Below are 19,264 nucleotides of genomic sequence, written 5' to 3'. Positions count from 1 at the left end.
TTGGTGCCGGCGCGGAAGTGGGCGATGTGGCCGTAGACGGTCATGGAGCCGCCGGCGATGCCGGGGGCGTCGGTGTCCCAGCCGCCTTCGTAGCTGCCGGCGGTCATGTACGGGGAGAAGAATTCGTTGGAGGGGATGTAGCAGCAGGATTCGTTGGCGTAGCCGCCGATCCAGATCCCGGCCGATCCGCCGTACTTGGACCGGAAGTAGACGGCGTAGCCGCTGACCATCTCCCCGCCGACGAAGGCCATGCGCAGCGGGGTGCCGCCGCCGATGGTCCAGACCTGGAAGGGGGAGGGGACGCTGGTGGCGACGTTGCCGGAGTCGATCCTGGCCATCATCATCTGCGCGTGGCGCACGTAGTATGCCGGGAAGCCGCTCGGGTTGGGCAGGCGGGCGGCGTAGGCATTGCGGAGCGCCGCGAGATTGCCCGCGGTGGTGCTGATCTCCAGCGGCAGATTGACCTGCTGGTACTTGGTGTTGATCGGGCCGGTGAGGGCCCGCCCCGCGCTCTGCGCCGCGCTGAGGACGGCAGACCCGAGGCTGTCTCCCCACTGGTCGCGCAGCGCCCAGCTGGGGGGAGAGCCCGCAGGGTTCTGGTCGCCGGCGGGGCCGATGAGGAAGAGCGCGAACGTGTTCGAGCGGTTCTCGATGTAGTTGCACGCCCCGGCGGGGTAGTCGCCGTCGAACAGCGACCGATCGCCGGCGGCGACCGGATGCGAGCCGTAGCCGAAGATGACCGCTGCGGCCGTCCCGTTCGAGCGGCGGCACACAAGGACCGGAACGTCGGTCTCGACATAGCTCAGGCCGGCCCGGTTCACCGACCAGGTCTGCTGGATGACCTTGTAGTCGAGGCTCACCGTCGTCTGGCTGGCGTTGAGGGCCGCCCGGGCGGCCTCGACGATCCGGTCTTCAAGCGAGGACGAGTAGGCCCGGATCTGGTCCATTTCGCTGATCCCGTAGCTGGAGAAGGGCTGCAGCGTGTCGACGAGCGTGGGCCCATTGTGCGTGTGGGTGGCCTGCAGCAGGATGTCCGAGGTTGCCCAGTTCGCGAGCGCCAGAAGCCGCGGCCGGATGCGCTGGTGCATCGTCCGGGGGATTGCCAAGATGTCGACGCTCAGGATCAGATGGGGGTTGCCGTTCTCACGGATGACGACGGCGCGGGCCCACAGGGGCTCATACGGGGTGCTGCTCGTCGCGAGGCGTCCGCCGTCCGCGGTGCCGTAGCCGGCCATGTAGGGGTTGGAACTCAGCGTGGGCGTGATGTTGACCTTCGCCGTCGCCACAGTGAACGCCATGTTCTCTCTCCTCTTTGAGATGCTGGCCGCGGATCGTCGGACTCAGATGCTGGCGGGCCGCGCCCTCAGGCGGGGGCGCCGGCGTCGATCCAGCGCTTCATGATGGCTGCCTGCGGAGCCTGAGGGGCCAGGACGAGCACCCCTTGGACGATCGGGGCGCCGACCCGGCGGATCCCGGCCTCGACCGTGCGCTGGTCCAGGCGGGTCGCGGCGGTGACGATGTCCAGGCAGATCTGCTCGCGGCTGCCCTTGGCCCCGGCCGCGAGGGCGGCGTCCACGGCCGCGTTCTCCTCCGCGGTGAGGGCCTGCGGCCGGGGGCCGACGTACTTGGCCCGGCATGAGGCCACCTGCAGGTAGCGGCTGCTGGACCACAGCTCTTCCAGGCTCGTCAGCTCGGGAAGATCGGTGCCGTCGTAGAGCGTCGCGGCGAACAGGTACCGCGTGGGCCGTTCCGGCCTCTCCTTCGCGGTATCCGTGGGGGTCTTGCGGCCCGTCGGCACGGCCGGCGCGGCCTGCGCCCCGACCGCCGCCACAGCGGCAACCCCTACTCCTGCCGCCAGGGCACACAGCTGTAAGGCAACACGCCTGGAGATCTCCATGAACGCCCCCGGTGTTCTGTGGATGCTCCCCAGCAACGCATACAACGGTTGCGTGGACCGGTTGGCCCCGCTGCTTCCATCGTGCGGGATCCGGGCTCCTCCAGCACAGGGCACAACGACCCAGAACCGCGGGGCAGACTTCATGGGCAGGCGACGCGGACGACGGCGCCCCCTCCTGGGTGGGAGGGGGCGCCGTCGTGCGTGGGTCGGGTCAGGGTCAGGGGAGGGTGAGGCCGTTCCAGCCCCAGCCGACTTGGCTGCGGCTGAGCCAGCCGCCGGTGCCGTTGCCGGGGTAGAGGTAGAGGCCTCCGGAGGCGGTGTCGCGGGCGAGGACGTCGTTCTTGCCGTCGCCGTTGAAGTCGCCGATGCCGAGGATGGCGTTCATGACGCCCCAGCCGGAGCCGACCTGGGTTCGGGTGCCGAAGCCTCCGGTTCCGGTGCCGGGGTAGAGCCAGAGGGCGCCGTTGGCGTCGCGGGCGAGGATGTCAGTCTTGCCGTCGCCGTTGAAGTCCCCGGTGCTGGTGATGGCGTTCATGGTGTCCCAGCCCCAGCCGACCTGGGTGCGGGTGCCGAGGCCTCCGGTTCCGGTGCCGGGGTAGAGCCAGAGGGCGCCGGTGGTGTCGCGGATGAGGAGGTCGGTCTTGCCGTCGCCGGTGAAGTCTCCGGGGGCGGTGATGAGGTTGGCGGTGCCTAGGCCGGTGGCGAGCTGGGTGCGTGCCTTCCAGCCGCCGGGGCCGTTGCCGGGGTAGAGCCAGAGGGCGCCGTTGGTGTCGCGGGCGACGAGGTCGCTGATGCCGTCGCCGTCGAGGTCGCGTGTGGCGGTGATCAAGGACAGGCCGGTCCAGGTGCCGGAGCTCAGGCGGGTAAGCCAGCCGCCGCTGCCGTCGCCGGGGTAGATGTAGCCGTTGCCGCTGGAGTCGATCGCCACGACGTCGTTCATGCCGTCCTTGGTGTAGTCCTTCCACGGAACCACCGCGGGCGTCACCGTGTAGGTTTCGGTCACGACACCTGAGGCATTGCCGGCAGCGTCGACGCCGAAGAACTTCAGCGTCATCGCGGCCGTGAGGGTGAGCTGCGTGCTGTACTTCGTGCTCGACGTGGTGGGCGTGCTGCCGTCGGTGGTGTAGTAGATCGTCGTGTTCGTCTCATTCGAGTTCAGCGAGATCTTCGTCCCCGAGGCGTACTGGCCGCCGGCAGGGGAGGCGCTGACCACGGGCGCCGTGGTGTCGGGGACCTGGTAGGCGAAGCTGGCCGGCGCCGAGGTGTTGCCGTAGGGGTCCACCGCGATCGCCTTGATGGTCAGCGGACCATTGAGGGTGATCGGGCCCGTGTACTTCGTGCTCGAGGTGGTCGGCGTTGAGCCGTCGACCGTGTAGTAGATCGACCCCGACTCGGAGCTGCTCAGGGTGATCTGCTGGCCCGATGGATAGGTGCCGGGCGCCGGGGATGCAGTCACCGTCGGTGCCGTGTTGTCGAGCACGTAGGCGACGCTCTGGACGGTCGACGCATTCTTCGAGCTGTCCACGCCGAAGAACTTCAGGGTCATGGTCGCCATCGGAATGGGCCCGGAGTACGGCGTGCTCGAGGTGGTGGGAGTGCTGTTGTCGGTCGTGTAGTAGATGGTCGCCGGCTCGTTGGCCGAGAGCGTGATCGACTGCGAGGGCCCGTACGTCCCCGCCGCCGGGCTCGCCGTGACGGTAGGCGGCGTGGTGTCGACGATGTTCACCGTGACGGTCACGCCGGTGGTCGTCGTGTTGCCCGCCTTGTCGATGGCCTGCACCTCGAACCGGTGCTGTCCCGCCGTGACGTTGGTGAAGGTCTTTGGCGAGGTGCAGGCCGTGAAGGCCTGGGTGTCCATGCGGCACAGGAACCGGTCGACATCCGTCGAGGTCGAGGAGAAGACCACGTCCACGTTCTGGGAGACCGTGACCGTGGAGCCATCCGTCGGCGAGGTGATGGAGAGCTGCGGCGCAGTGAGGTCCACCTGCACGACCACGGAGGCAGCGGTGCTGCGGTTCGTGGCCTTGTCCACGGCCTTCACGTAGAGGGTGTGCTGGCCCTCGGTTGTGAAGGAGAGCTGGCTGCCCGGTGTGCAGGGAGTGAAGCTCGCGTCAGCGGTCGTGTCGATCGCGCACACGAAGGTCGCGCCGGTCTCGGCTGTGGCGGAGAAGGTCGGGCTTCCGTTCACCGGCGTCGTCGACGTCGGGCTCGTGATGGTCGGCGCCGCCGGCGCCTGGGTGTCCACCGTGAAGTCGCGGCTCGCGGCGCTGCCGCCGCCGGTCGCGCTGACCTGGAAGGTGTACGCGCCGTCGGCCAGCGGAGTGGACGGCGTGTAGGTGCCGGAGGTGCAGTCGGTCCAGACGGGATTCGAGCTCCCCGAGGCGGTGATCGCGCACTGCATCGATGCCGCCGGGGTGGCGGAGACGGTGAAGGTCGGCGTCGAGTCATTCGTGAAGGCCGGGTCGGGTGCCGCCTGCCCATTGGCCAGTGTCGGGCCGCCGGTGATGCTCACGACCCCGCCGGAGAGGCGGTACATGACGCCCTTGCCCGACGGCGGGGGCGAGGACAGCAGCCCGGCGTCGTCCATGACGAGCACCTTGCCGCCGAGCACGCCCAGGCCCGTCACCTTCGAGTAGCCCAGTGCCCACTGGGTGTCGACGGCGTTGTTCGCGAGGCTCACCTTGACGACCGAGTCCTTGCCGGCGTCGGCGGAGGTGGCGCCGATCGAGGTCCCCGCGTAGAGGGTGTTCGACGAGCTGTCGAACATGAGCGCGCCAGCCTTCGGCACGCTGAACGCTGCGGTCGGGGTGATGTTCGCGAGGGTCTCGTCGGGGGGCGCCGTGAAGCGCGTGATCCCGCTGGCCTCGGCGACGTAGACGATGTTCCGGCCGCCCGAGAGTCCGGCCGCGGCGATGCCGGTGACGGCACCGGAGGCCGAGGCGATGCTCTCGAGGCTCGGGTGCTGGATCTCAGGGTAGGTCAGGCGCGCGATCACCCGCGTGCGCTCGAAGCTGAGGTAGATGTTCTTGTCCGCGCCGAGGCTCACGGCGTTCGGACGCAGGTCGCCGTCGAAGATCTGCAGGGTGTTCGCGTAGTCGAACTTCTGCGTCGACGGGTTCCACTTCGCTCGGACAACCTGTGAGCCCCCCGGGGTCTGGTCCGGGATGAAGACGAGCTCGTCGCCGCTGCCGGGCTGCCCGTCCGGATCGAAGAAGGCAGGTGCGCCGGGGACCAGGGGGCCCGGGCCGGCCTTGTCGAGGGTGCCGCCCAGACACGTGGGCGCCGTCGTGTCGGTGGAGGTGAGGGGATGGTCGATCCTGCCGGGTGTCGTTCCGGTGGGTTCTTGGATCCTGCAGAAACCGGCCTTGCGGTCCGCCACCCAGACGCGGCCGACGGGGTCGATGATCGTGCCGGCGGCCTGAGTCAGGCCGGTGACGAACGTCTGTTTCGGCTGGTCCGCGCTTGCCGGGACTGCGGTCGCGACTCCGACAGCCATCGTGGCGGCGAGCGTCAGTGCGACGATGCCAGCGCTGGACTTCCTGAGCGTGCCCGGTCTCATCGCGTTGCCGACGAGCCGTGAGAAGCCGACGAGCACGAGTGTCCCCCGTTTCATCCGGATGCTCCCCAGCCCCGCATGCCCCATATTGGACCCTCTGGGCCCACAGGGACCATCTTGCACCCTCGCAGCGCTCTGCGCACAGGGCCTGAAGACCCGGGGTCGCCACAGGTTCCGATCTGTGCCCGTTCCGAGCCCTCGGCTGCCTTGACCCCCGAACAGCGGAGTCGGGACGATATGGACAGGGACCGTCGGCTTGAACCGGGCCGCCGCGACGTCCGCCTCGGAAGGGGGAACATGCCACCTGCCACGCGTGCCGTCCCTCTCCGCGGCGCCTCCAGAGGCCTGATCCTCGCGGTGCCGCTCTTGGCCGCGACTTCCTTGGTCCTCGGAGGCTGCAGCACCGGCTCGGCTCCCGACGGCAGCGCGAGCACGACGGCGTCGGCGAGCCCCTCGCCGTCGTCCTCCTCCGGCGCCACGCGCCCATCCTCAGCCCGGGGCACCACGCTCGCAGCAGAGGACCTGCGCTTCCTCATCACCTGCAGCCACGTGGACAATGCGCCCGATATCTCGCGGTACAGCCTCGAAGAGGTCTGGGCCAGCACCAACTACGTCCGCATCAAGGAATGCACCGTCGCATACCAGGGGAGCCGGCCGTACGAACCCCAGGGCGGCGAGACTGCCGTGGTGGACACGGCCCTGCACGGGCAGGCGACGGGGGACGCCGCGCTCGCTGCGGTCCTCGAGGCCATGCGCCTCTGCACACGCATCCCGGACGAAACAGGACCCGAGGGCTTTGCCGCGGCCAGCAGGGACATGCTGCGCGCCGCAGCCGCCCTCTGCCCGGATGCCCCCCAGGGGAAGATCATCCAAGCGTGGGCGTCAGGCGAACGCTTCGGCGACGGGACGCACGCCGTCGGCCCCGAGATCGCTGCCGGTGACTACGCTGCGGTGGATCCCGCCGAGTCGTGCCGCTGGGCCGTGACCTCAGGCACCGGGGCCCAAGTGGCCTCCGGCGGTGCTGCCGAGGCGTCCACGGTGACTCTGGACCGCGGCAGCAGCTTCAGTAGTGACAATTGCGGGATCTGGAGGAAGATGTAAGGGCGGGGCCGCCCGGCCCACGCGGCCGTTGTATGCGTTGCTGGGGAGCATCCGAACATCGGGGGCGTTCGTGGAGATCCCTAGGCGTCGTGCTATCCAGCTGTTTGCGATCGGAGTCGGAGTAGGGGTTGCCGCTGTGGCGGCGGTCGGGGCGCAGGCCGCGCCGGCCGTGCCGACGGCCCGCAAGACCCCCACGGATACCGCGAAGGAGAGGCCGGAACGGCCCACACGGTACCTGTTCGCCGCGACGCTCTACGACGGCACCAGCCTCCCGGAGCTGACGAGCCTGGAAGAGCTGTGGTCCAACAGCCGCTACCTGCAGGTGGCCTCATGCCGGGCCAAGTACGTCGGCCCCCGGCCCCAGGCCCTCACCGCGGAGGAGAACGCGGCCGTGGATGCCGCCATCGCGGCCGGGGCCAAGGGCAGCCGCGAGCAGATCTGCCTGGACATCGTCACCGCGGCGACCCGCCTGGACCAGCGCACGGTCGAGGCGGGGATCCGCCGAGTCGGCGCCCCGATCGTCCAGGGGGTGCTCGTCCTGGCCCCCCAGGCTCCGCAGGCGGCCATCATGAAGCGCTGGATCGACGCCGGCGCCCCCGCGTAGCCCGGGCAGCTGGTCTCCCGCGGCTGGCTGCACGCGAGAAGGGCCGACGGTCCAGAAGGCCGCCGGCCCTTCTTCCTGCCGGAGTGTCAGCCGAGCATGGCGGTGAGGGCGTTGATGAGGGTGGATTCGACGCCGTTGGTGCCGGCGCGGAAGTGGGCGATGTGGCCGTAGACGGTCATGGAGCCGCCGGCGATGCCGGGGGCGTCGGTGTCCCAGCCGCCTTCGTAGCTGCCGGCGGTCATGTAGGGCGAGAAGTACTCGTTGGTCGGGATGTAGCAGCAGGACTCGTTGGCGTAGCCGCCGATCCAGATCCCGGCCGATCCGCCGTATCTGGACCGGAAGTAGACGGCATAGCCGCTGACCATCTCCCCGCCGACGAAGGCCATCCGCAGCGGGGTGCCGCCGCCGATGGTCCAGACCTGGAAGGGGGAGGGGACGCTGGTGGCGACGTTGCCGGAGTCGATCCTGGCCATCATCATCTGCGCGTGGCGCACGTAGTAGGCCGGGAAGCCGCTCGGGTTGGGCAGGCGTCCCGCATATGCATTGCGGAGCGCGGCGAGGTTCCCGGCCGAGGTGTCGATCTCGAGGGGGAGGTTGACTTCCTGGTACTTGGTGGTGATCGGGCCGGTGAGGGCGCGGCCGGCGCTCTGGGCGGCGTTGAGGACGGCGGAGCCCAGCGAGTCGCCCCATTGGTCGCGCAGGGTCCAGCTCGGGGATCCTGAGGGGTTCTGGTCGCCGGCGGGGCCGATGAGGAAGAGCGCGAAGGCATCGGAGCGGTTCTCGATGTAGTTGCAGGCCCCGGCGGGGTAGTCGCCGTCGAAGAGGGAGCGGTCGCCGGCGGCGACCGGGTGCGAGCCGTAGCCGAAGACGATCGCCTCGGGTGTGCCGTTGGGGCGCCGGCAGACCAGCACGGGCACATCGGTCTCGACGTACTTCAGGCCCACGCGGTTCACCGACCAGGTCTGCTGGATGATCTGGTAGTCCAGGGTCACGTTGGTCTGCCCGGCGTTGAGTGCGTCCTGCGCGGCCTCGACGATCCGGTCCTCGAGCCAGGACGAGTAGGCCCGGATCTGGTCCATTTCGCTGATGCCGTAGCTGGAGAAGGGCTGCAGCGTGTCGACGAGTGTGGGCCCATTGTGCGTGTGGGTGGCCTGCAGCAGGATGTCGGACGTCGACCACGAGGCCAGAGCCAGCAGTCGGGTGCGGATGCGCTGGTGCATGGAGCGGGGGATCGCGAGGATGTCGACGCTCAGGATCATCTGGGGGCTGCCGTTCTCACGGATCACCACCGCGCGCGCCCACAGCGGCTCGAAAGGCGTGCTGCTCGTCGCGAGGCGTCCGCCGTCCGCAGTGCCGTACCCGGCCATGTAGGGGTTGGAACTCAGCGTGGGCGTGATGTTGACAGCCGCCGTCGCCACAGTGAACGCCATGAGCGCTCTCCTCGGGTCACTGCTGCCAGCGAAGGAAGAGCCGCCCCATTGGCTCCGGAGCCCCCCGTCGGCACCACTGTGTCTGAGACCTCCTTCATTAGAACACGCCGACGGTGAATTGTGGCCTTCTGAAACGAAGAGTGGGGCGCCGCGTGCCCGCGGCGCCCCACTCAGGGCAGGTGTGCGGCGTCGTTCCGCCGCACACTGCTATTTCGCTGCTGGTGCGAAGAGGTTGGCGCCGCTCCACCCGGTGCCGACGACCGCCGTCGTGCCCCACGCGCCGCCCGCAGTGATGGGGTAGTAGCGCAGGGCGCCGTCGGTGGTGCGGGCGAAGAGCCCCTTGGTGCCAGCGCCGGTGAAGCCCGAGCTGCCCACGACGGCGTCGAAGATCTGCCAGCCTGTTCCGACAGTGCGGCGGGCCTCGTTGATGAAGGCACCGCTGCCGTCGGAGCGGTAGAGGCGCACCTCACCAGCCGTGGTGCGGGCGAGGATGTCCGAGTTGCCGTCGCCGTCGAAGTCGATCTGTGTCAGCGACAGGCCCTGCCAGCCCCAGCCGATGGTGACCGGCGCAGCAAGCGACTTCCCGCCGACGTTGGCAATGTACTGGAGGGTGCCATCGGGCGCCCTGGCGACGATGGAGGGCAGCGCGTCGGTTGCCTTCCAGCGGCCCACGGTGAGCGTCCACCCGTCCCAGCCGGTGCCGATGACCGTGGCCGCGCTGAACGTGCCGTCGGCCTGACCGAAGTAGACGATGATCCGGCCGTCCGGCCACAGTCCGACGAGGTCCTGGAGGCCGTCGCCGTTCCAGTCGGCGACGAACCCTTGGGTGACGCTCGACCAGCCGGACCCGACCGCGACCGGCGCCGCGAGGGTTCCGTTGCCCGGGGCCGGGTACCGATTGAGCACTCCCGTGCCCGTGGCGCCGACAAGGTCCGAGGGCCGGATGACCGTGGGTGGCGTCGGATCGAGCGGCGCGCCGCCGAGCGTCGCGTTCTGCCAGCCTGAGCCGATCTTCGACGGTGCTCCCCACGATCCATTCGACGCCGGGTAGTAGTAGATGTCCCCGACGGTATCCTTCGCGACGAGGCCAAGGCTGCTTGCGCCCACGAACCCCCACGAGGACGCCACTGACGCCATCCGGTTCCATCCGCTGCCGATGGCCTGTCCCTGTCCGGTGATGAAGCCGCCCTGGCCGTTGCCTGCGTACAGGTACATCGTGCCGTCAGATGAGCGCGACAGCAGGTCCTGAGCGCCGTCGCCATCGAAGTCGATCATGGAGATCTTCTGGGTGCCGAATCCGGACCCCACCTGCTGGCCGCCGCCGAGGTACCCTCCCGAGGTGTTCGAGTAGTAGAAGAGCCGGCCCTGGGCATCCTTGGCGAGGATCGAGGGATACCCGTCCCTCGCGTTCCACCAGCCGACCGTGACGGAAATGTCCTGCCATCCGGTGCCGACTGTGGTGGGGGCGCCGAACCCGCCACCCGCGGCCCCCGGGTACATCCGCAAGGTGCCGTCGCCCCATTGCCCGAGGAGGTCGAAGATGCCGTCCTGGTTCCAGTCGACGACGTACACCGCCTTCGCGCCGCTCCAGCCAGTGCCGATGCGACGGGGGGTCTGGATAAGGCCCCCCTGTCCGTCGGCGGGATAGTCCACGAGGGTCCCGGAGGAGTCGATCATGACGAGATCCCCGGCCGTTGCGATGGAGGGGTTGGCCGCTGCGGTATCACCGCGGGCGAACAGCTTCAGCGCGTTGAAGCTGCCGTTCCACTGGTTCGAGTCGCCCGCGAAGGGGCCCTGGCTGTTGTACTGCCAGATCGAGTAGAACGACCAGCTGGCAGGGAGAGTGCCCGGGCCCACGTTGTTGTAGGCGGCGATGTGCAGGGGGTTGTCGGGGAAGGCGGCACTGTTGCCGGTGCACCTGCTCCACCAGTCCGTGGTGGTGTAGATCGCGGGTACCCGGCCCACGAGGGACTTGAGGGTCGCGGAGAAGTCCTGAATCCACGCCACCATCTGGGCTGCGCTCATGTTGTAGCAGACGTTGCCGAGGGAGCTGTACGGGTTGTACTCAATGTCCAGGAGCGGGGGCATCGTGATTCCGTCGGCCGACCAGCCTCCGCCGTTCCTGACGAAGTAGTTGGCCTGCTCCGCTCCGCTCGAGACGCTGGGAAGCGCGAAGTGGTACGCGCCGCGGACCATACCCACGCTGGCGCTGCCGAGATACTGGGAGCTGAACGCGTCGCTCACGTACGTGGTGCCTTCGGTCGCCTTGACATAGGCGAAGCGTGCGCCGAGATTCCACTGCTGCTGCCAGTCGATGTCGCTCCCGCCGGACGCCGCGGACTGCCAGGCGCTGACGTCCATGCCTTGGACCCCCGGGGGCGTCCAGGTGTTGTTCGCCATCTGCACCGCGGCGCCCGCTTGGCCGCCTGTCTGGAGAGGGACGACGCTCGTCGACTGCGGGGTGACAGCAGTCGGGTCGCCAGACGCGCGGGGCGCGGGATCCGGAAGGGCGGACGGGTTGAGCGCGGTCGCCGCAGTCTGCGGAACTGAGGTGGTGGGCGACTTCCCCGCATTGATGCGCTTGAGGCCCTGGCCCATGGCGGACCCGGCGCGCCCCATCTGGGTGGCGAGCTGGGCCATGGTCTTGTCGTCCGGCGGTGCCGGCTGAGCCGCGTCTCCGTTCCCGCCCCCGGTGGGCGACGGCGCCGGGCTGGGCGCCGTCGCCGGAGCGGCGGGGCGGGCGGCCGGGGATGGGGCGGGGGGCTGCGCTTGGGATGCGGCGGATCGGCTCGTATCGAAGGCCACGGGCGCAACCGCGCCGGCCGGTGCGGCCGCAGCTTGCGCGACTGGGCGTGGGTTCTGGAGCGCGCTGGTGGATGCGCCCGTGCCTCCGTGGAGGGTTGCGGCGGGCACGGCCACAGCAGCGGCCACGGTGACGACGGCGACTGCCGCGCCTTTCGCGAGCCGGGTGATGTGTCGGTGCTTCTGATGCCGGTGGGCTGCTCTGCTCATGCTGGACCGTCCAAGGGCTACGGCCGCTGATCCCCCCACTCAATACGGCCTTGCGGACTGCCCCCGTCAATCTGGCACGTCCCGAGCCAACGGGGGCAGCAATGGCACCGTCACGATAACACTGTTGTTTCAGGTGTGACTAATGGGTCCAAAGATACTGACGAGATTAGTGTTCTTCGTCGAGCAGTCCGAGAAGATAGCGTCCGTAGCCGCTTTTGACGAGGGGCTGTGCAGCTTTCCGGAGGGATTCGTCGTCGAGGAAGCCTTGGCGCCAGGCGATTTCCTCGGGCGCGCCGATCTTGAGTCCTTGGCGGTTTTCGACGGTGCGGATGAAGTTGGAGGCGTCGTTGAGGTCACTGAAGGTGCCGGTGTCCAGCCATGCGGTGCCGCGGGGGAGGACTTCGACGTGGAGTGTGCCGGCGGCGAGGTAGGTGCGGTTGATGTCGGTGATCTCGAGCTCGCCGCGGGCGGAGGGCTTGAGGTCCTTGGCGATGGCGACGACGTCGTTGTCGTAGAAGTACAGGCCGGGGATGGCGTAGTTGCTCTTGGGCTGGGCGGGCTTCTCCTCGATGGAGACCGCGCGCCCGGCGTCGTCGAATTCGACGACGCCGTACGCGCTGGGGTCCTTGACCCAGTAGCCGAAGACGGAGGCGCCGTCGATGTCGTGGTGGCGGCGCAGCTGGGTGCCCAGGCCGGGGCCGTAGAAGATGTTGTCCCCGAGGACCAGGGCGACGGTGTCGGTGCCGATGTGCTCGGCGCCGAGGATGAAGGCCTGGGCCAGGCCGTCGGGGGAGGGCTGGACGGCGTAGCTGATGGAGATCCCGAAGTGCGACCCGTCGCCCAGGAGCCGTTCGAAGAACGGGGCGTCCATGGGGGTGGTGATGACCAGGATGTCCCTGATGCCGGCCAGCAGCAGGGTGGAGAGCGGGTAGTAGACCATGGGCTTGTCGTAGACGGGCACGAGCTGCTTGCTCACGCCCAGGGTGATGGGGTGGAGTCTGGACCCGGTCCCCCCTGCCAGGATGATTCCCTTCATGGAAATCATCATTCCGGTTACACGTTCGGTTCCCAACAGTTAGATTCAGCCTTATGGAACTGCTCGTGACGGGCGGCGCAGGCTTCATCGGCGCCAATTTCGTCCACTACGTGCTGGGGCATACGGGGCATCATGTGACCGTCCTGGACAAGTTGACGTATGCGGGGAATCTGGCGTCGTTGGAGGGGCTTGAGGGGGAGCGGTTCCGGTTCGTGCGTGGGGACATTGCGGACGCGGCGCTGGTGGATCCGCTGGTGGCGGGGGCGGATGCGGTGGTGCATTACGCGGCGGAGAGCCACAACGACAATTCGCTGCGGGACCCGCGCCCGTTCCTGGAGACGAACATCCTCGGCACCTACACGCTGATCGAGGCCGCGCGCCGGCACGGGACGCGGTTCCACCACATCTCCACCGACGAGGTGTACGGGGACCTGGCGCTGGACGAGCCGGGGCGGTTCACCGAGTCCACCCCGTACAACCCCTCGAGCCCGTACTCGGCGACCAAGGCCGGATCGGACCTGCTGGTGCGGGCGTGGGTGCGCTCGTTCGGGCTGGCGGCCACGATCAGCAACTGCTCGAACAACTACGGCCCGTACCAGCATGTGGAGAAGTTCATCCCGCGCCAGATCACCAACGTGATCGACGGGGTGCGGCCGAGGGTGTACGGGCAGGGCCGGAACGTGCGGGACTGGATCCATGCCGAGGACCACTCCTCCGCGGTGCTGGCCATCCTCGAGCGTGGCAGGATCGGGCAGACGTACCTGATCGGCGCGGACGGGGAGCGGGACAACAGGGCGGTGGTGGAGCTGGTCCTGGAGCTGATGGGCCAGGCGCCGGACGCGTACGACCTGGTCGCGGACCGGGCCGGGCACGACCTGCGCTATGCGATCGACGCCACGAAGCTGCGCACCGAGCTCGGCTGGGAACCGCAGTACGGCGACTTCGCGGCGGGCCTGGGCGCCACGATCCGGTGGTACCGGGAGAACGAGCACTGGTGGCGCCCGCAGAAGGCCGCCACCGAGGCCCGGTACGCGGAGCTGGGCCAGTGAGCGCGCCGGGCCGGCCCGGGGAGGGCTTGGTGTTCTCCAGGCCGCTGGCCGTGCACGCGACGGCGATCCCGGGGCTGCTGCTGCTGGACCTGCCCGTGCACGGGGACACCCGGGGCTGGTTCAAGGAGAACTGGCAGCGTCAGAAGATGACCGCGCTCGGGCTGCCGGACTTCGCCCCGGTGCAGAACAACGTCTCCTTCAACGCCGCCGCCGGGACCACGCGGGGGATCCACGCCGAGCCGTGGGACAAGTACGTCTCGGTCGCCACGGGCCGGATCTTCGGTGCCTGGGTGGACCTGCGCCCGGGCCCCACGTTCGGGGCGGTGGCCACTGCCGAGCTGGACCCCTCCAGGGCAGTCTTCGTCCCGCGCGGGGTGGGCAACGCGTTCCAGACCCTCCAGGACGGCACGGCCTACACCTATCTGGTCAACGACCACTGGTCCGCCGAGGCCCAGGGCGAGTACACGTTCCTGAACCTGGCCGACGAGACCGTGGCGATCCCGTGGCCGATCCCGCTCGAGCACGCGGAGCTGTCGGAGAAGGACCGCGCCCACCCGCGGTTGGCCGACGTTGAGCCGATGCGGCCCCGGACGGTCCTCGTGCTCGGCGCGGGCGGCCAGCTGGGGAGGGCCCTGCGGGAGGCGTACGACGGCGCCCCGCCCGGGGCGGTGGAGTTCGCCACGCGCGCCGACTTCGACCTCGCCGCCCCGGCATCGTTCGCCTCACGGGACTGGTCCCAGTACTCCACGATCATCAACGCCGCCGCCTACACGGCCGTCGACGCGGCAGAGGCCCCCGAGGGCCGGCGGGCCGCGTGGGCGGTCAACGCCGGAGCGGTGGCCCGGCTGGCCCGGGTCGCGGCCGAGCACCGGATCACGCTGGTGAACGTCTCCAGCGACTACGTCTTCGACGGCACCGTGCGTGTCCACCAGGAGGACGAGCCGTTCTCCCCGCTGGGGGTGTACGGGCAGTCCAAGGCCGCCGGGGACGCCGCCGTGGCCGCCGTCCCGCGGCACTACACGGTGCGAACCTCGTGGGTCATCGGGGACGGGAACAACTTCGTGCGCACCATGGCCCGCCTCGCGTCCGAGGGAGTGAGCCCGGCCGTCGTGGACGACCAGATGGGCCGGCCCACCTTCACCGCGGACCTCGCCGCCGGCATCCGCCACCTGCTCGAGACCGGTGCCCCGTACGGGACCTACAACCTCAGCTCCTCCGGGGAGGTGGCCAGCTGGGCCGACGTCGCCGCGGAAGTGTTCGCCGTCGCCGGACGCCACCCCGGCGACATCCAGCGCACCACCACAGCCGCCTACTTCGCCGACAGGCCCCACACCGCCCCACGCCCGCTGAACTCCACCCTGGACCTGCACCGGATCGAATCCACCGGCTTCACCCCCCACCGCTGGGAAGACCGACTCCGCACCTATCCGATCGGGCCTTGAGCGCGAGGACGTCACCGATCGTCTTCCGTTTCGGTTCGTCCCGTAAGCTACGCCCATGCCTCAGACTTCACGTATCACCAAGGCCGTCATTCCTGCTGCAGGCCTTGGCACCCGCTTCCTCCCGGCGACGAAGGCGATGCCGAAGGAGATGCTGCCCGTCGTCGACGAGCCCGCCATCCAGTACGTCGTCGCGGAGGCGGCCAAGGCCGGGCTCGACAACGTCCTCATGATCACGGGCCGCAGCAAGCGGGCGCTCGAGGACCACTTCGACCGCGTCCCGACGCTCGAGGCCGTGCTCGAGGCCAAGGGCGACACCAGGCGCCTCGCAGCTGTCCAGGAGTCGAACACGCTCGGTGACATCCACTACGTGCGTCAGGGTGATCCAAAGGGCCTGGGCCATGCCGTCCTATGCGCCAAGCGGCATGTGGGCGACGAGCCCTTCGCCGTCCTGCTCGGCGACGACCTCATCGACTCCCGCGATGAGCTGCTCAGCGAGATGATCCGGGTCCAGCGGGCCACCGGCGGATCGGTGATCGCCCTCATGGAGGTCGACCCGGAGCAGATTTCGTCCTACGGGTGCGCGGATGTCGAATCAGTGGACGGCGAGGACTATGTCCGCGTCAACAGGCTCGTCGAGAAGCCCGCCGTCGAGGAGGCCCCGTCGAATCTCGCGGTGATCGGCCGTTACGTGCTGCACCCGGCCGTGTTCGACGTACTCGAGCAGACGCAGCCCGGTCGCGGCGGCGAGATACAGCTCACCGATGCGCTCGAGGTCCTCGCCGCCCGTGAGGGCGAAGGCGGCGGCGTCCATGCCGTGGTGTTCCGGGGGCGCCGCTACGACACGGGGGACAAGCTCTCCTACCTCAAGGCGGTGGTGACCCTCGCCGTCGAGCGCGAGGATCTCGCCGGGCTGCGGCCGTGGCTCAAGGACTTCGCAGCGGCGCTGTAGGCGCGTCAGCGGTTCAATCGGGGGAGTTCTCCACAGGTAGGCGTCTTGTTCGGCGGGTGTTTGCAAAAGCAGTTAGTGTGAGCCTTGCTGCCGGGAGGGGGTCCCGGCAGGGCGACACACCCAGGGGGGAACTGTGGACGCATTGCGCATTGTCGAGGGAGAGGTCCGGGAGCTGATCAGGCTCAGGGGCATCGACCCGCTCGGCTCGTCGGGTGACGTACGGCGGCTGGTCGATGCCGCCGTCGTGGACTACGACGAGCGAGCTCTGCTGGGCGTGGTCCCTCCCCTTGGCTCCCTTGAGGCTGCCCGCAAGAGCCTCTTCGACGCCGTGGCCGGCTTCGGGCCCCTCCAGCCCCTGCTGGACGATCCGACCATTGAGGAAATCTGGCTCAATGCCCCGCACGAGGTGTACGCAGCCCGCAACGGTGAGTCCGAACTGACGAGCGTAACGCTCAGCGAGCAGCAGGTCCGCGACCTCGTCGAGCGCATGCTCAAGTCCTCCGGGCGCAGGCTCGATCTTTCCAGCCCGTTCGTCGATGCTGCCCTCCCCGACGGTTCTCGCCTGCACGTGGTGATACCCGATGTGACCCGTCGGCACTGGGCTGTGAACATCCGGAAGTTCATTGTGAAGGCGAGCCGCCTCGAGCACCTCGTGGAACTGGGATCCCTCACCCCTCAGGCCGCGCGGTTCCTCGCCGCGGCGGTGGCGGGCGGTCTGAACATCCTCGTCTCCGGTGCGACCCAGGCCGGCAAGACCACGATGCTCAACTGCCTCGGCGCGTCGATTGGATCCCGAGAACGGGTGATCACGGTCGAGGAGATCTTCGAGCTCCAGTTCCCGCTGCGCGATGTGGTAGGGCTGCAGTGCCGTCAGCCGAACCTCGAGGGCACGGGCGAGATCCCGATGCGACGTCTCGTCAAGGAGGCGCTGCGCATGCGGCCCGACCGACTGGTCGTGGGAGAGGTGCGCGAGGCGGAGGCCCTCGACATGCTCATCGCCTTGAACAGTGGGCTTCCGGGCATGTGCACTGTCCACGCGAACTCCGCCCAGGACGCCGTCACCAAGCTGTGCACGCTCCCGCTGCTGGCTGGCGCCAACATCTCGTCCAGCTTCGTCGTGCCCACCGTGGCGGCGTGCATCGACCTCGTGGTCCACTGCAGCCGTCATCCCAACCGGCGTCGGCAGGTCACCGAGATCCTGTCCCTCGGGCAGCGCGTGGAGAACGGTGTCATCGAAACATCGTCGGTGTTCGCCCTCGACGGCGACGGCGTCCTGCGGCCCCGGCCCACCGGGCTTCCCTCGGTGGAGAAGTTCTCCCGGGCCGGGATCGACGTGCTGGACCTGCTGGAGAGCGCCTGATGGCCGCGGTACTCGGATTGGCCGGGGGCGCGGGGCTGTTCCTCGTGTGGTGGTCCTTCTGGCCCAGACCAGAGCGCAGGGTCCGCAAGCGGGAGCCTGGCCGGCTTGACGTCCTCATCGCCCAAGCCGGAATCCACAGAGTCACTCCCACCGGACTCGTCGCTTCGAGCCTCGGACTCGGCGCGTTCTTCGGCTTGCTGTTCTTCGTCGTCACCGGGGCTGTCCCGGTCGCGCTCTGCTTCGGCCTCTTCGCGGGCGCTTTGCCTGTCGGGCTGGTGAGCTGGCAGGCCAAGCGGCGCGCCGCCGTCCTCCGCGAGCTCTGGCCCGACGTCGTCGACCACATTCGGTCGGCGATCCGCGCGGGTCTGTCGCTGCCTGAATCGCTCATGCAGCTCGGCTACAAGGGGCCGGAGCCGCTTCGCGGAGAGTTTCTCGAGTTCGCTGCGGACTACCGCTCGAGTGGAAGCTTCGGCCTGGCACTCGACCGCCTCAAGGAGCGCCTCTCCGACCCAGTCGCGGACCGCATCGTAGAGGCCCTGCGGCTGACCCGTGAAGTCGGCGGATCGGAGCTGGGACGCCTGCTTGGCACCCTCGCGGAATTCCTGCGCGAGAGCGCGCGCACCCGCAGCGAGCTCGAGGCGCGCCAGTCGTGGACGGTCAATGCTGCGCGCCTGGCGGTCGCTGCCCCGTGGATCGTGCTGCTGCTCATGTCGACACGGCCTGAGGCGATGGCGGCCTACGCGGCGCCGAGCGGGTTCCTCGTGCTGGCGGTCGGACTCGGCGTTTCCGTCGTCTGCTATCGCCTGATGCTGCGCATCGGGGCGCTTCCGCGGGAAGAGCGGGTCCTGCGATGAGCGGCATCACCGCTGCGGCCGTTCTCACGGGATCACTTCTGGGCGTCGGGCTATGGATCGCCTTCGTCCGACTCCCGGTCATGCGCCGCGCCACGTTCACGCAGCGGGTTGCTCCGCAGCTGCGCTCCGTCGACCGCGGATCGAGGCTACTGCATGGCGAGCCCGCCAGCGTGACCCCGTTCGGACCCCTCGAACACATCATCCGCCCCCTCTTGGATGACGCCGTGGGCGCGCTCTCCAGGCTGAATCTGGGCAATGCCACGCTCGCGCGCCGGCTCGCCCAAGCGGGGAGCACGAAGTCGGCGGTGGACTTTCGTGCCGAGCAGCTGCTCTGTGCCGGAGGGTCGTTCGCTGTGGCGGCTCTCGGCGCGGCGGCCGCCGCTCTCAGCGGCCGTACCACGGCGGTCTTTGCGGTGCTCATGGTCGTGGCAGCGACCGTCGCCGGGTTCATGGCACGGGATTACCTCCTCGGTGCGGCCATCGCCCGGCGCAAGCAGCGGATCCTGGGGGAGTTCCCCTCGGTCGCGGACATGATGGCGCTCGCGGTCGGCGCGGGCGAGACGGCTGCAGGGGCTCTGGACAGGACGGCCCGTGTCTCCAAGGGCGACCTCGCCGGCGAGTTTGAGAAAGTCCTCGCCCACGCCCGCTCCGGAGCGCCGCTCGTTGAGGCTCTGCAGGCCATGGCGGACCGGGTGGACCTAGCGCCCATCACGAGGTTCGTGGACGGGCTGATCGTGGCCATCGAACGCGGGACACCGCTGTCGGATGTCCTGCGGGCGCAGGCCCAGGATGTCCGCGACCTTGCCAAGAGAGAGCTGATGGAGGCCGCTGGGAAGAAGGAGATCGGGATGATGGTCCCGCTGGTCTTCGGTGTCCTGCCGCTCACCGTCGTCTTCGCCGTGTATCCGGGCGTGGCCGCGATCACGCTTGGCTTCTGACCACCGCTATGGGGGACACCGAGTCCGGGGAACCGC

Annotated in this window: 14 protein-coding genes; 8 read left to right on the top strand and 6 right to left on the bottom strand. The window is 69.1% G+C overall.

The window, feature by feature from the left end:
• The 3 genes from ABD298_RS04930 to ABD298_RS04920 form a co-directional block, all read right to left on the bottom strand.
• Positions 1-1,298, bottom strand: a 1,298-nt coding sequence (locus ABD298_RS04930) for a hypothetical protein (RefSeq protein WP_344298534.1), incomplete at its 3' end; no start/stop codon positions are given.
• 65 nt (positions 1,299-1,363) lie between these two features.
• Entirely contained in the window at positions 1,364-1,831 is a 468-nt protein-coding gene (locus ABD298_RS04925; RefSeq protein ID WP_344298533.1) for a hypothetical protein, read from the bottom strand.
• 283 nt (positions 1,832-2,114) lie between these two features.
• The gene (locus ABD298_RS04920; RefSeq protein ID WP_344298532.1) at positions 2,115-5,510 is read right to left on the bottom strand and encodes a chitobiase/beta-hexosaminidase C-terminal domain-containing protein; all 3,396 of its coding nucleotides are present in this window, start codon (positions 5,508-5,510) and stop codon (positions 2,115-2,117) included.
• Positions 5,511-5,750: 240 nt separating this feature from the next.
• On the opposite strand from ABD298_RS04920, the gene ABD298_RS04915 reads away from it, so the two are divergent.
• Positions 5,751-6,554, top strand: coding sequence for an Rv1352/Rv1906c domain-containing protein (locus tag ABD298_RS04915; protein WP_344298531.1), 804 nt, complete (start codon positions 5,751-5,753; stop codon positions 6,552-6,554).
• Between the two features lie 70 nt (positions 6,555-6,624).
• The gene (locus ABD298_RS04910; RefSeq protein WP_344298530.1) at positions 6,625-7,158 is read left to right on the top strand and encodes a hypothetical protein; all 534 of its coding nucleotides are present in this window, start codon (positions 6,625-6,627) and stop codon (positions 7,156-7,158) included.
• 86 nt (positions 7,159-7,244) lie between these two features.
• On the opposite strand, the gene ABD298_RS04905 is transcribed toward ABD298_RS04910, so the two are convergent.
• The 3 genes from ABD298_RS04905 to rfbA all read right to left on the bottom strand — a co-directional run bounded on the left by ABD298_RS04905 (position 7,245) and on the right by rfbA (position 12,636).
• Positions 7,245-8,588, bottom strand: coding sequence for a hypothetical protein (locus ABD298_RS04905; protein WP_344298529.1), 1,344 nt, complete (start codon positions 8,586-8,588; stop codon positions 7,245-7,247).
• 207 nt (positions 8,589-8,795) lie between these two features.
• On the bottom strand, positions 8,796-11,228 hold the full coding sequence (locus ABD298_RS04900; RefSeq protein ID WP_344298528.1) for a GH25 family lysozyme: 2,433 nt from the start codon (positions 11,226-11,228) through the stop codon (positions 8,796-8,798).
• Between the two features lie 538 nt (positions 11,229-11,766).
• Positions 11,767-12,636 carry a glucose-1-phosphate thymidylyltransferase RfbA gene (rfbA, locus tag ABD298_RS04895; RefSeq protein ID WP_344298526.1) on the bottom strand — a complete coding sequence of 290 codons (870 nt, stop codon included), beginning with the start codon at positions 12,634-12,636 and terminating at the stop codon, positions 11,767-11,769.
• Between the two features lie 53 nt (positions 12,637-12,689).
• Between rfbA and rfbB the strand changes: the two genes are divergently transcribed.
• From rfbB to ABD298_RS04865, 6 genes are all read left to right on the top strand, one after another.
• Positions 12,690-13,685, top strand: coding sequence for a dTDP-glucose 4,6-dehydratase (gene rfbB / locus ABD298_RS04890; RefSeq protein ID WP_344298525.1), 996 nt, complete (start codon positions 12,690-12,692; stop codon positions 13,683-13,685).
• Positions 13,686-13,711: 26 nt separating this feature from the next.
• Positions 13,712-15,127, top strand: a complete 1,416-nt coding sequence (locus ABD298_RS04885) for a sugar nucleotide-binding protein (protein WP_344298524.1) — start codon at positions 13,712-13,714, stop codon at positions 15,125-15,127.
• Between the two features lie 55 nt (positions 15,128-15,182).
• Positions 15,183-16,076 carry a UTP--glucose-1-phosphate uridylyltransferase GalU gene (galU, locus tag ABD298_RS04880; protein ID WP_344298523.1) on the top strand — a complete coding sequence of 298 codons (894 nt, stop codon included), beginning with the start codon at positions 15,183-15,185 and terminating at the stop codon, positions 16,074-16,076.
• Between the two features lie 133 nt (positions 16,077-16,209).
• A complete protein-coding gene (locus ABD298_RS04875) occupies positions 16,210-17,436 on the top strand; it encodes a TadA family conjugal transfer-associated ATPase (RefSeq protein WP_344298522.1) in 1,227 nt (408 codons plus the stop codon).
• A complete protein-coding gene (locus ABD298_RS04870; protein ID WP_344298521.1) occupies positions 17,436-18,290 on the top strand; it encodes a type II secretion system F family protein in 855 nt (284 codons plus the stop codon). The genes ABD298_RS04875 and ABD298_RS04870 overlap by 1 nt, the downstream gene beginning before the upstream one ends.
• Positions 18,287-19,228: a type II secretion system F family protein gene (locus tag ABD298_RS04865; protein ID WP_344298520.1), complete on the top strand. Its 942-nt coding sequence runs from the start codon at positions 18,287-18,289 to the stop codon at positions 19,226-19,228. Before ABD298_RS04870 ends, ABD298_RS04865 begins: the two co-directional genes overlap by 4 nt.
• The last annotated feature ends 36 nt before the right edge of the window (positions 19,229-19,264 follow it).

This window comes from Sinomonas flava, assembly GCF_039531875.1.
Lineage (GTDB): Bacteria > Actinomycetota > Actinomycetes > Actinomycetales > Micrococcaceae > Sinomonas > Sinomonas flava.
This window is presented reverse-complemented; position numbering and strand designations above follow the sequence as displayed.

What these genes read in the sequence shown, in the direction of transcription:
- ABD298_RS04905 (WP_344298529.1), bottom strand. Translation starts at nt 8,588, where the DNA reads ATGGCGTTCACTGTGGCGACGGCGGCTGTCAACATCACGCCCACGCTG.
- ABD298_RS04900 (WP_344298528.1), bottom strand. Translation starts at nt 11,228, where the DNA reads ATGGCCCAGCTCGCCACCCAGATGGGGCGCGCCGGGTCCGCCATGGGC.
- ABD298_RS04915 (WP_344298531.1), top strand. Translation starts at nt 5,751, where the DNA reads ATGCCACCTGCCACGCGTGCCGTCCCTCTCCGCGGCGCCTCCAGAGGC.
- rfbA (WP_344298526.1), bottom strand. Translation starts at nt 12,636, where the DNA reads ATGAAGGGAATCATCCTGGCAGGGGGGACCGGGTCCAGACTCCACCCC.
- ABD298_RS04865 (WP_344298520.1), top strand. Translation starts at nt 18,287, where the DNA reads ATGAGCGGCATCACCGCTGCGGCCGTTCTCACGGGATCACTTCTGGGC.
- galU (WP_344298523.1), top strand. Translation starts at nt 15,183, where the DNA reads ATGCCTCAGACTTCACGTATCACCAAGGCCGTCATTCCTGCTGCAGGC.
- ABD298_RS04870 (WP_344298521.1), top strand. Translation starts at nt 17,436, where the DNA reads ATGGCCGCGGTACTCGGATTGGCCGGGGGCGCGGGGCTGTTCCTCGTG.
- ABD298_RS04920 (WP_344298532.1), bottom strand. Translation starts at nt 5,510, where the DNA reads ATGAAACGGGGGACACTCGTGCTCGTCGGCTTCTCACGGCTCGTCGGC.
- rfbB (WP_344298525.1), top strand. Translation starts at nt 12,690, where the DNA reads ATGGAACTGCTCGTGACGGGCGGCGCAGGCTTCATCGGCGCCAATTTC.